Genomic DNA, 14,499 nt, shown 5'->3' with positions numbered 1-14,499 from the left:
GGGTCTTTTAGCAGCCTCTGACTGAACTCGTGGTGGCCGGTTTACGCCGGCCGCCACGAGTTCAGCCGCTTTAAGGCACACCACGTATTCTTAACCCGTTTAATGCGAACGGGCCGAGCCGATAGACTCGGATCTTGTGACTTGCCGCGCAGCGGCATCAAAAACTTCTTGGGAGGACGCTTGCTTAGCGCAATTGGCCGGGCATTCCGGACGCCGGACCTGCGGCGCAAGTTGCTGTTCACGCTCGGCATCATGACGGTCTACCGCATGGGCGTCTTCATCCCCGCCCCCGGCGTGGACTACGGCAACGTGCAGCAGTGTCTGGCGCTGGGCAACACCAGCGGCGGGCTGTACCAGTTCGTCAACCTCTTCAGCGGCGGTGCGCTGCTGCAGGTGTCCATCTTCGCCCTCGGCATCATGCCGTACATCACCGCCAGCATCATCGTGCAGTTGCTGCGCGTCGTCATTCCCCGGTTCCAGGAACTGCATCAGGAAGGCCCGCAGGGCCAGTCCAAGCTCACGCAGTACACCCGTTACCTGACCATCGCGCTGGGCCTGCTCAACGCCACGACGCTGGTGTCGCTGGCGCGGACCGGCGCCCTCCTGGGGGACTGCCCGGTCCCGATCATCCCCGAGGACAACCTGGTCACGATCTCCCTGATCATCCTGACCCTGACCGCAGGCACCGGCCTGATCATGTGGATGGGCGAGCTGATCACCGAAAAGGGCGTCGGCAACGGCATGTCCCTGCTGATCTTCATCTCCATCGCCGCCGGTTTCCCGAGCTCGCTCGGCGAGATCTGGAACACCCAGGGCGTGAACGTGTTCCTGGGCGTGCTGATCGTCGGCCTGCTGACCGTCGCCGCGGTGGTCTTCGTGGAACAGTCGCAGCGCCGCATCCCCGTGCAGTACGCCAAGCGCATGGTGGGACGCCGCACGGTCGGCGGCACCAGCACCTACATTCCGATCAAGGTGAACATGGCCGGTGTCATCCCGGTAATCTTCGCGTCGTCGATGCTGTACCTGCCGTCCCTGATCGCCCAGTTCAACACGCCGGCCGACGGCACCACCGCGCCGCCGGAGTGGGTCAACTGGATCAACACCTACTTGGTCAGCGGGGACTCGCCCTTCTACATGGCGGTTTACTTCGCGCTGATCGTCTTCTTCACCTACTTCTACGTGGCGATCACGTTCAACCCCGAGGAAGTCGCGGAGAACATGAAGAAGTACGGCGGCTTCATCCCGGGCATCCGGGCCGGCCGCCCCACGGCCGAGTACCTGCAGTACGTGCTGGCCAGGATCACGCTGCCCGGCGCGCTCTACCTGGGCATCGTCTCGCTCATCCCGCTGATCGCCCTGGTACTGATCAACGCCAACCAGAACTTCCCGTTCGGCGGCGTCTCCATCCTCATCATGGTTGGTGTGGGCCTGGAGACCGTCAAACAAATCAACGCACAACTACAGCAACGTCACTACGAAGGACTTCTGCGATGACACAAATGCTCATTATCGGCCCGCCCGGATCGGGCAAAGGCACCCAGGCCTCCCGCATCTCCGACCGGCTGGGCATCGTCGCGATCTCCACCGGAGACATCTTCCGCGCCAACGTGAAGGAAGAGACCCCGCTCGGCGTCGAGGCCAAGAAGTACATCGACAAGGGCGAGTTCGTGCCGGACAGCGTCACCAACAACATGGTGCGCGACCGGTTGAAGCAGCCCGACGCCGCCGACGGCTTCCTGCTGGACGGCTACCCCCGCACCAGCGGCCAGGTCGACGAGTTGGACAGCATCCTGGCCGAGGCCGGCTCGCAGCTGGACATCGTGCTGCAACTGACCGCCGACGACGAGGAGCTGGTCAAGCGCCTGCTCGGCCGCGCCGCGCAGGAAGGCCGCAGCGACGACAACGAAACGGTGATCCGGCGCCGGCTGGCCCTGTACCACGAGCAGACGGAGGCCGTGGTGAGCCGTTACGCTGACCGCGGGATCGTCGCGACCGTTGACGGCATCGGCGACATCGACGAGGTCACCGAGCGCATCATGTCCGCGCTCAAGTCCGTCACGGCCTGACACCCCGCCAGAGAGTTAGAAGAGGCAGCCCATGGCCTTCGGCCAGCCCAGCATCGAATACAAGACCAAGGACCAGATCCGGAAAATGCGGACCGCCGGCCTGGTGGTCAGCCGCGCCCTGGACGCTGCGGTTGCCGCCGCCGTCCCCGGCGCGACGACCGCGGATGTGGACGCGGCCTTCGAAGCGGTGCTGAACGAGGCCGGGGCCAAGAGCAATTTCAAGGGCTACCACGGCTTCCCCGCAACGGTCTGCGTGTCCGTCAACGAGGAAGTGGTCCATGGAATCCCGGGCGGCAAGGTGCTCGGCGACGGGGACATTATCTCGATCGACGGGGGCTGCAGCATTGACGGCTGGCACGGCGACTCCGCCCGCGGCGTGATCGTGGGCACCGCCGATCCGGAAGACCAGCGGCTGTCGGACGTCACGGAGGAGGCCATGTGGCACGGCATTGCCGCCCTCGCCACCGGCCACCGCGTGGGCGACATCGGCAACGCCATCGACGACTACGTCTCCTCGGTGCCGGGCAAACCGTTGGGCATCCTGGAGGACTACGTGGGCCACGGCATCGGCACCGCCATGCATCAGGCCCCGGACGTGCTGAACTACCGGACGAACCACCGCGGCCCGAAGATCCGTCCCGGGCTCTGCCTGGCCATCGAACCCATGCTGGTGCGCGGGGACATCGAGACCAAGGTGCTGGACGACGACTGGACCGTCGTGACCACGGACGGCTCGCGGTCCTGCCAGTGGGAGCACACCGTGGCAGTGCACGACGGCGGCATCTGGGTTTTGACCGCCGAAGACGGGGGAGCGGCCAGGCTGGCTCCGCTGGGGGTTACCCCGGTACCGCTGGACTAAACGCCCCCTGCCACACCCTTGGCCTGACGTCATCGAAAGGCCGGGTCCCGCTGGATCCATCGTCCAGCCGGCCCGGCCTTTAGAGGTTAATCCGCAGCCCGCAGCCACGATCCCTGCCCTGGGCCAGCCGACTGGCTCCGCACCCTGATCCCGGCTCGCCGCGGCCAGCCGACTGGCTGCGCCCGGATACCGCACTACCCACCCTGGCCTGTCAGTCGATAGGCTGCGCGCGGACGCCGCACTCCCGAAAGGACCTTGCCCATCATGATGGGAGCCCACCACGCCCTCTCCGGCGCCGCCGCCTGGATCGCGGTCACCAGCCAGGTCCACATACCGCTGGATGCCCTGACGACGCCGATGGGCTGGGGCGGGCAGAGCCTCACCCTGGGCTGGGGGCTGCTGGACGTGGGGCCGCTCGGCCTGATTACCGGTGCCATGGTGACCGCCGGCGCCGCACTCGTCCCGGATGCCGACCACCGCCACGCCACCATCGCCCGCTCGCTGCCGCCGCTCTCCAACGCGGTCTGTGCCGGCATTGGCGCCGTGGCCGGCGGGCACCGCAGGGGCACCCACTCGCTGATCGGCCTGGCGGCGTTCGTCGCGATCGCGTGGGTCGCCGGGCTCTGGACTGCCGAGACCGAGCGGTTCGGCACGGTCTACCCGGGCGCCGGCATTCTGTGCGTGTTGCTGGTGGCCTTTGCCGCCAAGGCCCTGAAGTTCCTGCCCGACGGGCTGCAGAAAATACCGTGGGCCGTCGGCCTGTCTGTGGCGGTCTTCATCGCCCTGTACGCCCCGGAACAGCACAACTGGTTCCCGCTGGCCATGGGCATCGGCGTCGTCATGCATGTGCTCGGCGACATGCTGACCACCGGGGGAGTGAATTTGCTGTGGCCGCTGCGGATCAAGCCACCGAAGGTGTGGCGCAGGATCCCGTTGCTCAACGCCATTTGGCGGCGGAACGGCTACTTCGCCCTGCCGCTGCTGGGCAATGCCGGTTCGGCACGCGAGTGGGCGCTGCTGGTCCCGGTCAGCGCCTATGTGGTGGTCCTACTCCTCGGGGCGTGCCTCGACGTCGGGCAGCAGAGCCTGGTGGCCATCGGGGCCGGCTAGCTGCTAATCGCCGGATTCGAGAAGAGTCTGAGGGCCTTCCCCGAGCGGCAACGGGCTGGCCGCTTACGCCGCTTTGGTGTCGGGCGGCGGGGTGCCCGGCGGTGGCGGCGCGGTGTTGGTGTAGGTGTGCCCGGTGGGGGTAGTGGTCTCGACCTGATGCCGGGGCCCGGCGACTGTCCGGCTGGACCAGCTTTCGGCTTCTTTGTCTTGGTTACAGCGTTCGCACAGGCCCTGTCCGTTGGTGATGGTGGTTTTCCCGCCGTCGGACCAGGCGACGATGTGGTCGATGTGCCGGATCGGGGCGTCGCACCAGGGGCCGGAGCAGACCTGGTCGCGGGCGATGACCATCCGGCGTAGTCCGGCCGGGAACCTGCGGGCTTTCGAATCCATGCCGAGCAGTTGCCCGGTGCCGGGGGCGGTGTAGAGGCGGCGGATCCAGACGTCCGCAACGCCGCCGGGTTTCAGCTCTTTGCTGCGTCGGGCGGCCTGCCGTGCGGTCTTCCAACCAGGTTCGGTGCCTGCCGGCGGCGCGTTCTGTCGGGGCGCTTGGCCCTGCGGCTCCTGGTCGGTCAGCGTTCCTGCCGGTGCGCTTTGGTCGGGTGGCCTCTTGCCGGCCAAGCCCGCTGCGTGGCCGATGCCGGCCCTGGCGGTGCCGGTTGGTACGGGCGGGTTTTGCGGGAGGCGGATGAGGTCTCGGGCGTACTGAGCCGGGACGACGCCGTAGCCTGTGAGCCAGGCCGGTTCGCTGTCGCCTTGGAGCAGGGCGCGGTCGGTCATGACGAGCTGTATTTCGGTGCGGGCCGGGTCGGCGGTGGAGGCACCGGTGACGCGTTCGAACATGGTATCGGCCATGGCCTGGCCGCGAGTCCTGACATCGCCGTTGTTGCGCAACCGGTCGGCTTCGCGGTGCAGCGCGGCCATCAGGGCCACGCCCTGGACGACGGGCAGCAGTGTCCGGACGGCCACCATTGTGTCGGGTTGGGGGCGGGCGGAGACGTGCCGGTCGGCTTCGGCTTTTGCGGCGCGGTGCACGACGGCGCGGGGGTCCAGACGGTAGGCGATCCGTTTGGCTTCGGCTTCGAGTTGCCGGTTGCCCAGCCCGTGAAGGCGGGCCGGGTTGCCGGCCAGTTCCTGGTCCACCGCGGCCCGGTCCTCCTTGGTCAGACACGCGGTTTCGCGGACCAGGGTCGCTGCGCGCCACTCGTTCAGGTGCCCGGTGGCCAGGGCGTTGAGGGTGTGCGGCATTTCAGTGACCAGGATCTTCGCGACGCCGAGCATGAGTGCGGCGCGGTGCGGGGATTCCCGCCGCGCCAGCCCGATCTGCTTCGCGATGCCCTGGCCCTGCCGGTTCTTCGGGACCCCGGCGGCGGCGCGCCGGGCCCGCGTGGCCTCATCCAGGGCTACCTGCAGTTTGGCTTGGGCGGCGGCGGCCGCGTCCTTGGCGTTTTCCAGCGCGGTGATCCGGTCCACCAGGTCCTGTTCGGAACCGAGCAGGTCGACCCGGGCCAGGGCACCGGCGAAGGCGTTGATCCCGGGCGTCCGGACCGGCCCACCCTGTTCGGCGTGCGCAGGCCGCGCTCCCCGCGCTCCCCGCGCTGGATGCGCTCCCCGCGCTGGATGCGCTGCTTCGCGTGCCTCGGCTGCTGCTGGTGGCTCGGCTCCGGCCGGATCAAACATGTCGGCGTCTCAGTCTTCGGCGTGCCCGCGGCACGGCTACGACTACGAGAGGTCATGGAACAAGGTCCACAGACGCCGCCGAGACCTCCGTCCCGATGGCCAACGATGCTGCTGAACTACTAGGAACAGGCTATTAGCCGGGTACGACAGTTTCGGAACCCGCAGCGGACCGGTGGGCAGGGGAGACGTGCCGAGCGTGCTTACCGCTGCGCCTCATCCTTGCCCATCCCCATCCTCCGGGTGAGGATGAGGCCATGGCTTCTTCCATTACCGACGTGCCCGGCGTCCGCGTGGGCCAGGTCCAGAAGATCGGCGACGGCTGGCTCACCGGCGTCACCGTGGTGCTGCCGCCCGCCGGGACGGTCGGCGCAGTGGATGTCCGCGGGGGCGGGCCGGCCACGCACGAGACCGACGCGCTCGATCCCACCACGCTGGTGCCCACCGTGGATGCCGTGGTGCTCGCCGGGGGCAGCGCCTTCGGGCTGGTGGCCGCGCACGGCGCGCAGCGCTGGCTGGAGGAGCAGGGGCGCGGCTTCCGCACCCAGAATGCGGTGGTGCCGATTGTCCCGGCCGCTGCCCTCTACGACCTGGGCCGCGGCGGGGACATCAGGGCGCGGCCTGATGAGCAGATGGGGTACGACGCCGCTGCCTCCGCCGGCGCGATGGAGGACTTTGGTGTGGTGCAGCGGGGTAATGCGGGCGCCGGCACCGGGGCTGCGATGGGCTTCCAGCAGTACAAGGGGGGAGTGGGGACCGCCTCGCTGCGCATGAGCGGCGCGAACGAGGGAATCGTGGTCGGCGCGCTCGCGGTGGCCAATGCCGCCGGCAATCCGTTCCATGGGACCAGGGGAGCATCGCCCGCGGCGCAAGCAGAAGAACCGCTTGGCACACCCGGCGCGGCAGGAGGGTCCGGAGCACCGGGAGCGGCAGGAGCACCGAGAGGAAGCGGCTCACAGGGAGCCGGGCCGCTGAACACCACCCTGTGCGTGGTCGCCACCAACGCCGTGTTGGATCCGGCGCAGGCCAAGCGGACGGCCTCCGCCGCGCACGCCGGATTGGCCCGGGCGGTTAGCCCGTCGCACACCCTGATGGACGGGGACGTGATCTTCGTCCTGGCCACCGGGGCGCAGCAGCTGGTGCAGGACGGGCCCATTGATCCCCGGGCGGAACTGCACGTGCTGGCCGCGGAAGCGGTCACCGCGGCCATTTGGGACGCGGTGGCAAGCGCCGAGCGGTGGGAGGGCTCCGGCGTCGTACTGGAGAAGTATCCGCACCTCGGCTGAAGTCTGCCGCGCGCGGGCCCCAGGCGTTACCCGGATTTAACTTTATCCGGCTTCCGGAGTACAGTTGTCTGTTGGTTGTCTCTACTTTCATGCCCATCTTCGGGTGCATGGCGCCCGCGAAAGCCTGCCGGAACGTACGGCTCAGTGGGAGTGTAGCGGCAAGCGAAACCCTAAAACTAGCCACCGCTCCGGCGATGGTTACTGACGTTAGCGGAGGATATGGCTAAGAAAGACGGTGTCATTGAGATTGAAGGCACTGTGCAGGAGGCTCTGCCCAATGCGATGTTCCGCGTTGAGTTGACCAACGGGCACGTTGTGCTGGCTCATATCTCGGGAAAGATGCGTCAGCACTACATCAGGATCCTCCCCGAGGACCGCGTTGTGGTGGAACTCAGCCCGTACGACCTCTCACGGGGCCGTATCGTCTACCGCTACAAGTAAAGGCTTATGCCGCAGGCAACTGTGGAGAACCGTAAGTAGTTACAAGGCAGCATCAGCTAACAACGCAAAGGAAAACCATGAAGGTCCAGCCGAGCGTCAAGCGGATTTGTGACAAGTGCCAGGTGATTCGTCGCAAGGGCAACGTCATTGTGATCTGCGAGAACCCGCGCCACAAGCAGCGCCAGGGCTAAGACTCCTGCTTCAAGCAGGGGCAGCACGCCCACGCGTAGTAACTCAAGATAAAGGCAGCGCAGCAGGGCAACCTGCACACCCCCGGCACGGAGGCCGGGGACCCGAACAACGGGGCCGCGCTGCTTCAGACCTCCGGATACAACAAGGAGAACCGCCACTATGGCTCGTCTCGCTGGCGTAGATATTCCCCGCGAAAAGCGGGTAATTATCGCCCTGACTTACATCTACGGCGTGGGTAAGACCCGTGCAGAGCAGGTTATCGCGGAGACCGGCATCAGCCCGGAAACCCGCGTCAAGGACCTCACCGACGCTGAGCTCGTGCAGCTGCGTGACTTCATCGAGGGCAACTACAAGGTAGAAGGCGACCTCCGCCGCGAAGTTGCAGCCGACATCCGCCGCAAGGTTGAGATCGGCAGCTACGAAGGCATCCGCCACCGCCGTGGCCTGCCCGTCCGCGGACAGCGCACCAAGACCAACGCTCGCACCCGCAAGGGCCCGAAGCGCACCGTCGCCGGTAAGAAGAAGACCCGCTGATTCCCAGCCGGTCAGATAGCTACCAACCAACTTTGTAGGAGAAGCAATGCCCCCCAAGACTCGTGGAGCGGTACGCAAGCCGCGTCGCAAGGACAAGAAGAACATCGCGCTGGGCCAGGCGCACATCAAGAGCACCTTCAACAACACCATCGTGTCCATCACAGACCCGACCGGTGCCGTCATCTCGTGGGCCTCGGCCGGCGAGGTTGGCTTCAAGGGCTCCCGCAAGTCCACCCCGTTCGCCGCGCAGATGGCTGCCGAATCGGCCGCCAAGCGTGCCCAGGAGCACGGCCTGAAGAAGGTCGACGTCTTCGTGAAGGGCCCGGGATCCGGACGCGAGACCGCAATCCGTTCGCTGCAGGCCGCTGGCCTCGAGGTTGGCTCCATCCAGGACGTCACCCCCAGCGCGCACAACGGATGCCGTCCGCCGAAGCGCCGCCGCGTCTAAACAGCCCAAGGATACTTTTGGCCGCCGCACAGATTCCTCCCACTTTCGCGGGAGACTCTGTCGGCGGCCGAAAGTTCCACGCTGGAGGCTGACCAGCCGCCCTTTTCCACCAATTCGTGCTGCGTCATATAGCGGATGCTCGCTGAAAGGAAATCTAAGTGCTCATTGCACAGCGCCCCACCCTTACTGAAGAAGTAGTGGCCGATAACCGTTCCCGGTTCGTCATCGAACCGCTGGAGCCGGGCTTTGGCTACACCCTCGGAAACTCCCTCCGCCGCACGCTCCTGTCCTCGATTCCGGGGGCTGCCGTCACCAGCATCCGCATCGACGGCGTGCTGCATGAGTTCACCACCGTGCCGGGTGTGAAGGAAGATGTCACCGAGATCATCCTGAACATCAAGAACCTGGCTGTCTCCTCCGAGCACGACGAGCCCGTGGTTGCCTACCTGCGCAAGCAGGGACCCGGTGTCGTCACCGCCGCGGACATCGCGCCGCCGGCCGGCGTGGAGTTCCACAACCCGGACCTGCACATCGCCACGCTGAACGAGAAGGGCAAGTTCGAACTCGAGCTGACCATCGAACGCGGCCGTGGCTACGTGTCGGCAGCCCAGAACAAGTCCGGCGACCAGGAGATCGGCCGCATCCCGGTCGACTCCATCTACTCGCCGGTGCTGAAGGTGACCTTCAAGGTTGAGGCAACCCGTGTTGAGCAGCGCACCGACTTCGACCGCCTGATTGTCGACGTCGAAACCAAGGCCTCCATTGCACCGCGCGACGCCGTCGCCTCTGCCGGAACCACCCTGGTTGAACTGTTCGGCCTGGCCCGCGAGTTGAACACCGCCGCCGAAGGCATCGAGATTGGCCCGAGCCCCACGGACGCCGCCCTGGCTGCCGACATGGCCCTGCCGATCGAGGACCTGGAACTGACCGTCCGTTCCTACAACTGCCTTAAGCGTGAGGGCATCCACACCGTGGGTGAACTCGTAGCCCGCTCCGAGGCCGACCTGATGGACATCCGCAACTTCGGTGCCAAGTCCATCGACGAGGTCAAGGCAAAGCTGGTGGAACTGGGTCTGTCGCTGAAGGATTCGCCCCCTGGGTTCGATCTGGCTGCCCGCGCCGCAGCCATCGACGAGGACGAAACCTTCGAGGACGAACTCTAAAACGCAAGAATTCTGCCGCCACGGCGCTCGGGAGCGCACAGCGGCACCATTGAGGAGAAAACATAATGCCTACCCCCGCTAAGGGTCCGCGCCTCGGAGGCGGTCCTGCCCACGAGCGCCTGATGCTCGCCAACCTGTCCGCCGCGCTCTTCGAGCACAAGCGGATCACCACCACGGTCACCAAGGCCAAGCGCCTGCGCCCGTTCGCCGAGCGCCTGATCACGTTCGCCAAGCGCGGCGACCTGGCCTCGCGCCGCCGCGTGCTGGCAGTGATCAGCAACAAGGGCATCGTGCACGAGCTGTTCACCGACATCGCGCCGGTGATGACCAACCGCGACGGCGGGTACACCCGCATCACCAAGATCGGCAACCGCAAGGGCGACAACGCCCCCATGGCCGTCATCGAACTGGTGATGGAGCCGGTGTCCCCGAAGCAGGCCGTCGTGAACGAGGCCGAGAAGGCCACGGCCAAGGCTGCCCCGGCTCCGGTCGAGGAAGAGACCGCTTCGGCCGAGTCCGCTGACTCGCCCGAGTCGGCGCAGTCCGGCGATTCCGCAGACTCTCCCGAGTCCGCAGAGTCCGCTCCGTCGGCCGAGTCCGCCGAGGAAGCTGCCGAAGAGAAGAAGTAGTTCTTCGCCTTCACTGCTTGAAGCCCGCCGTCTCCTTCCGGGGCGGCGGGCTTTTGCGTATCTCAAAGTCCCTCATGACGACGCCGGGGCTCGCCGCGGGGAGCGGGGTCCGTTCCCGCGGGAGCTTGGTGCGGCCGGTTCGCCGCGACGCGGTTCAGCGTCGTGGACGGGAATCGGCCGGCTGGCCAGCGGCATGCGCCGGGGCCGCCACGTCGACACCAGCGCGAAGGCCAGCAGCAGCTCGGCAACGTCTCCGCCGTAATACATCAGTTCGCCGGCAAGCCTCAGCTCGGCGGCCGGCGCCGGGACCTGGACGAACAGCCCCGCGTAGAGCAACTGGGACAGGACCGCATGGCCGGCGATGGCGACGCCCAGCACCACCAGCCGCGCCGGCACGGAGGGCCTGCGCGGTGCCGGGTCCGGCCCGGCGATCACCCAGGCGAAGAGGCAGCCGGCGGCCAGGAAGTGCAGGTGGACGGCGTGGTGCAGCAGCGGGGTGTCCGCCGCGAGGCTGTAGAGCGGCGTGAAGTACAGCCCCGCCAGCCCGCCGAGGGTGAGTACCAGCGCAGTCACGGGGTTGGCCACCAGATGGGCCGGGTGTGAGCGCAGCACCCTTCCGATCACCCTGCCGCAACGGCGCGGCACCGACCTCAGCAGCAGAGTCACCGGCGCACCAAGCACCAGGCCGATCGGCGCATACATGCCAATCAGCAGGTGCTGGACCATGTGGGCCGGCAGCCCGCCCGGCGGCAGCGGCATCAGCTGCGGCGCGAGGCCCAGCGCCAGCAACAGCGCGCCGGCGAGGAAGGAAACGGTCCGCCGGCGGCTCCAGCCGCGGTCCTCGCGGCTCCGCAGCCACGCCAACGCCAGGTAGGCGACGGCTGCCGCCGCCACGAGGGCCGGTAGCAGCACGCCGTCGAACGCGGCCGGCTGATGGTTGTGGACCGAGTGGGCGCCGATCACGCTGGTTCCCGCCCGGGGGTGCCAGCCCTCAGGTCTACCACCCGCCCGGACCGTTGCAGCAGCCAACCGCCGATCACCAGCAGTGCCCCGAAGATCAGGAAGAGAATGTCGGCCAGCATCTGGTACTCGCCGCCGATGACGTGGTGAATGGCGAGGATGTGGTGGTCGATGATCCCCTCCACGAGATTGAAGAGTCCCCAGCCGAGCAGCATCCAGCCCCAGAGGGTCCGGGATGCCCAGACCCGTCCGCGCGAGGTCGTCACCCGCGAGTACAACAGGCCCAGCCCGATCAGCACGGCCAGCCAGGTCACCGTATGGAACAGCCCGTCCCACAGCGTGTTCATCTGCAGGCCGTGGACGGTGTTCGCCGGGAACGAACCTACGTCGATGTTCGCGGTGTCCGCGCTCGTGAGCATGTGGTGCCACTGCAGGATCTGGTGCAACAGGATGCCGTCCACGAAGCCGCCGAGCCCCACCCCGAGGACGATCCCGGGCAGGGCGATCCGGCGGTTGTGATCCGTGGTGGTTGCCGTTCCGGGGCTGCCTGCCATCGCTCCTCCGAACCTCGCGGTCCCGCCCGTGTGTGCGGGCGCTGTCCCAGCAACATAGACCGAATGCCCGCCCCCGTCGACAGTCCGCCGATGCCTGGCAGGTCGCCGCCTGCAACCAGCCGCGGGCGCCGGCGGCATCCGGAGGACTCGGGGGCTCCCGGTAGCATGGAATCCATGCCTCCGACTGTTTCCCCCGTCCCAGGCCGGGACGGCGGGCCCTTGCGTGTCCGCCTGGATCTTGCGTACGACGGCGGCCCCTTCAGCGGGTGGGCCGTGCAGCCCGGCCGGCTGACCGTGCAGGGCGCGCTCGAGGAGGCGCTGGCAATCATGATCCGCCGGCCGGTCCGGCTGACGGTTGCCGGCCGCACCGACGCGGGGGTCCACGCCCGCGGGCAGGTGGTGCATTTCGACCTGGACCCGGGGGAGTGGCACGGCTTGGCCCGCGGCCGCGAGGTCGATCCCGCCGAAGCCCTGGTCCGGCGCCTGCGCGGCGTGCTGGCCAAGGTGCTCGGCGGCCGCGTCGGCGCCCCGGTACCCTATCGGGACCTTGCCGGGGCCATCGAGGTTAAGCGCGCCGTCCTCGCCCCCCACGGGTTCGACGCCCGGTTCTCCGCCCTCTGGCGCCGCTACAGCTACCGGATCGCGGACCGGGCCGAGACGTGGGACCCGCTGTCTCGCAACACCACGCTGTGGCACAAGCACGCCGTCGACGTCGATCTCCTGAACCGCGCAGCCGCCAAGCTCCTGGGCATCGGCGACTTCCTGGCGTTCTGCAAGCCCAGGGAAGGCGCCACCACCATTCGGGAGTTGCAGAAGTTCGAATTCGCCCGAGGAGCCGACGGCGTTGTCACGGCCACGGTGCAAGCCGACGCGTTCTGCCACAACATGGTGCGTGCCCTGATCGGCGCATCGTTGTTGGTGGGCAGCGGCGAGCAGGCGCCGGAGTGGCTGCGCGACCGGATGCTGGCGAAGGTAAGGGACTCGAAGAGCAAGCTGGCTCCGCCGCACCCGTTGGTGCTGGAAGAGGTGCTCTATCCCGACGGCGGCGAACTGCTGCTCCGGGCAGAGCTGACCCGGGCAAAACGCGCGGATCCGGACGAGGGGTGAGGGTGGTTGCTTCCGGCGGTTCCCCCATAAGCCGCCGGAAGCCATAACCGGTGATTCCGGATCCCCCAGCAGGTCCCTTGGACCGTGGGCATAACTCTTGCACGGTAGCCGCCGTCAGCTCAAGAGTTTCAGACGTCTGACTTCTTCAGCCGTTACCGCCGTGTCACGCGATCGGGGGGTGAAGCTAGGCGGCCTGCGGTGTCAGTTCGGCACGGAGCGGCCAGTCCTGGCCTTCCAGAATGACTTGGGCGCTGACGCCGGTGTGCACGTTGACCACGATCGGGGCCATCAGGTTCACGGTGGTGCCCGATTCGCCGGGGTTGGCCACCACCAGCACCATGGCGTCCTCGGAGGCATTGAGGTCCAGGGCGGCACGATCGTCGTCGGAAATCACGGGGGTGTACTGGTTCAGGTAGGTCGCCGCGTCCAGGACGAAGAGGCGCTTGCCCGGTTCGGCCACGGGCTGCAGGGAGTACAGGCCGGCCGCTCCCGCGATCTCGTCGAGGGTGAAATCGACCAGCGGTGCCAGTCCCGGGGGAGGGGCCACGAAGGTCAGCGCGGCGCTCATCGCAGGAAGTCCATGAGCGTCGGCTGCAGCACCCGCGCGGTTACCTGCAGGGCGGCCTGATAGGCCACTTCCTGCATCTTGAGGTCCAGGATGACCTTTCCGATATCCGGATCCTCGATTCCGGAGCGGCGGGCTTCAAGCGAAACAGCTTCGTCCAAGTTCGTCTCCTGGGCTTTCAGGATCTGGGCGTGGCGGGTACCGACCTCGGCGCGTGCGTTGATCACTGTGTCCAGCCGGGCGTCGATGGCGTTCAAGTCTTCGCTGACGCTGCCAGTGCCGTTGAGCTTTGCGATCATCGAATCCAGCAGGGCGAAGACCGACGGGCCCGTGCCCGTGGAATCGTCGCCGAAGACCGCAGCAGCGCTGGCATCGACGCGTACCGTCTGGTGTGCCCCGGGTCCGATGCGACGCTCCACGCCGGTGGCGGCCGGTTCGGTCACGGTGTACGGCGCGGTTAGGGAGTCTTTATATACGTCCGGTTTGTCGGAGTTCCCCGCAAACACGTTGCGTCCCAGGTACTGCGTCCGAGTCGCAGCCAAAAGGCTTTCCTTGATGCTTCCGAGCTCCAAGGCGACGGCCTCGCGTGCTGTCTGTGAGATGGAACCATTGGAAGCCTGGATCGTCAGGTCGCGGGCCTTGTTGAGCAAGTCGGTGACCGTGCCCAGCGCGGAGTCGGCGGTCGTGAGCCAGCCATTGGCGTCGTCGATGTTGTGCTTGTATTGCGCGTTGGCGCGCATATCCGCACGAGTGCGCATGGAATCAGCGGTGCCCGTCGGATTGTCCGAGGGGCGGGCAATCAGCGACTCGCCGGCGGCCAGCTCCTGCAGCTTGGCAATACGCGCCATGTTGTCCTGCAGGTTGCGCTGCGCGAAGCTGCTCATCGTCTGGTTAGTGACTCGTGAAATCAT

17 protein-coding genes are annotated in these 14,499 nt (G+C 67.1%); 12 read left to right on the top strand and 5 right to left on the bottom strand.

Annotation, left to right across the window (positions count from 1 at the left end; genetic code table 11):
- The first annotated feature begins 180 nt into the window (after positions 1-180).
- The 4 genes from secY to AC5RTY_RS01055 all read left to right on the top strand — a co-directional run bounded on the left by secY (position 181) and on the right by AC5RTY_RS01055 (position 4,035).
- Positions 181-1,494 carry a preprotein translocase subunit SecY gene (secY, locus tag AC5RTY_RS01070; RefSeq protein ID WP_493979207.1) on the top strand — a complete coding sequence of 438 codons (1,314 nt, stop codon included), beginning with the start codon at positions 181-183 and terminating at the stop codon, positions 1,492-1,494.
- Positions 1,491-2,066 (top strand): adenylate kinase, encoded by a 576-nt coding sequence (locus AC5RTY_RS01065; protein WP_494022495.1) that lies wholly within the window; start codon positions 1,491-1,493, stop codon positions 2,064-2,066. The genes secY and AC5RTY_RS01065 overlap by 4 nt, the downstream gene beginning before the upstream one ends.
- Positions 2,067-2,097: 31 nt before the next feature.
- Positions 2,098-2,925 (top strand): type I methionyl aminopeptidase, encoded by an 828-nt coding sequence (gene map, locus AC5RTY_RS01060; protein ID WP_494138815.1) that lies wholly within the window; start codon positions 2,098-2,100, stop codon positions 2,923-2,925.
- 264 nt (positions 2,926-3,189) lie between these two features.
- Positions 3,190-4,035, top strand: coding sequence for a metal-dependent hydrolase (locus AC5RTY_RS01055; RefSeq protein ID WP_494128401.1), 846 nt, complete (start codon positions 3,190-3,192; stop codon positions 4,033-4,035).
- 63 nt (positions 4,036-4,098) lie between these two features.
- Here AC5RTY_RS01055 and AC5RTY_RS01050 read toward each other — a convergent pair whose 3' ends face one another.
- Positions 4,099-5,712, bottom strand: a complete 1,614-nt coding sequence (locus AC5RTY_RS01050; protein ID WP_494138814.1) for an HNH endonuclease — start codon at positions 5,710-5,712, stop codon at positions 4,099-4,101.
- 254 nt (positions 5,713-5,966) lie between these two features.
- On the opposite strand from AC5RTY_RS01050, the gene AC5RTY_RS01045 reads away from it, so the two are divergent.
- The 7 genes from AC5RTY_RS01045 (at position 5,967) to rplQ (ending at position 10,402) form a co-directional block, all read left to right on the top strand.
- Positions 5,967-6,995, top strand: a complete 1,029-nt coding sequence (locus AC5RTY_RS01045) for a P1 family peptidase (RefSeq protein WP_494138813.1) — start codon at positions 5,967-5,969, stop codon at positions 6,993-6,995.
- A gap of 219 nt (positions 6,996-7,214) precedes the next feature.
- Entirely contained in the window at positions 7,215-7,436 is a 222-nt protein-coding gene (gene infA / locus AC5RTY_RS01040) for a translation initiation factor IF-1 (protein WP_005267757.1), read from the top strand.
- A 77-nt stretch (positions 7,437-7,513) separates the two neighbouring features.
- Positions 7,514-7,627: a 50S ribosomal protein L36 gene (gene rpmJ, locus AC5RTY_RS01035; RefSeq protein ID WP_005267758.1), complete on the top strand. Its 114-nt coding sequence runs from the start codon at positions 7,514-7,516 to the stop codon at positions 7,625-7,627.
- 160 nt (positions 7,628-7,787) lie between these two features.
- Positions 7,788-8,162 carry a 30S ribosomal protein S13 gene (gene rpsM / locus AC5RTY_RS01030; protein ID WP_493979201.1) on the top strand — a complete coding sequence of 125 codons (375 nt, stop codon included), beginning with the start codon at positions 7,788-7,790 and terminating at the stop codon, positions 8,160-8,162.
- Between the two features lie 46 nt (positions 8,163-8,208).
- Entirely contained in the window at positions 8,209-8,610 is a 402-nt protein-coding gene (gene rpsK, locus AC5RTY_RS01025; protein WP_005267760.1) for a 30S ribosomal protein S11, read from the top strand.
- A gap of 158 nt (positions 8,611-8,768) precedes the next feature.
- Positions 8,769-9,773, top strand: a complete 1,005-nt coding sequence (locus tag AC5RTY_RS01020; RefSeq protein ID WP_493979200.1) for a DNA-directed RNA polymerase subunit alpha — start codon at positions 8,769-8,771, stop codon at positions 9,771-9,773.
- 65 nt (positions 9,774-9,838) lie between these two features.
- Positions 9,839-10,402 (top strand): 50S ribosomal protein L17, encoded by a 564-nt coding sequence (rplQ, locus tag AC5RTY_RS01015; protein WP_494022499.1) that lies wholly within the window; start codon positions 9,839-9,841, stop codon positions 10,400-10,402.
- Between the two features lie 72 nt (positions 10,403-10,474).
- Here the strand turns inward: rplQ and AC5RTY_RS01010 are convergent, their stop codons facing one another.
- Both AC5RTY_RS01010 and AC5RTY_RS01005 read right to left on the bottom strand, forming a co-directional pair.
- Positions 10,475-11,365 (bottom strand): cytochrome c oxidase assembly protein, encoded by an 891-nt coding sequence (locus AC5RTY_RS01010; protein ID WP_494022500.1) that lies wholly within the window; start codon positions 11,363-11,365, stop codon positions 10,475-10,477.
- Complete coding sequence (locus AC5RTY_RS01005; protein WP_494000468.1) at positions 11,362-11,916, bottom strand: DUF2243 domain-containing protein; 555 nt, start codon at positions 11,914-11,916, stop codon at positions 11,362-11,364. Before AC5RTY_RS01005 ends, AC5RTY_RS01010 begins: the two co-directional genes overlap by 4 nt.
- Positions 11,917-12,090: 174 nt before the next feature.
- Here AC5RTY_RS01005 and AC5RTY_RS01000 point away from each other — a divergent pair, with 174 nt between their 5' ends.
- The gene (locus tag AC5RTY_RS01000) at positions 12,091-13,023 is read left to right on the top strand and encodes a tRNA pseudouridine synthase A (protein WP_494000467.1); all 933 of its coding nucleotides are present in this window, start codon (positions 12,091-12,093) and stop codon (positions 13,021-13,023) included.
- A 184-nt stretch (positions 13,024-13,207) separates the two neighbouring features.
- Here the strand turns inward: AC5RTY_RS01000 and AC5RTY_RS00995 are convergent, their stop codons facing one another.
- Positions 13,208-13,591, bottom strand: coding sequence for a flagellar assembly protein FliW (locus tag AC5RTY_RS00995; RefSeq protein ID WP_494000466.1), 384 nt, complete (start codon positions 13,589-13,591; stop codon positions 13,208-13,210).
- Positions 13,588-14,499 (bottom strand): flagellin N-terminal helical domain-containing protein, encoded by a 912-nt coding sequence (locus AC5RTY_RS00990; protein ID WP_494022501.1) that lies wholly within the window; start codon positions 14,497-14,499, stop codon positions 13,588-13,590. Before AC5RTY_RS00990 ends, AC5RTY_RS00995 begins: the two co-directional genes overlap by 4 nt.

The organism is Arthrobacter sp. Y3224055 (assembly GCF_059090825.1).
This window is presented reverse-complemented; position numbering and strand designations above follow the sequence as displayed.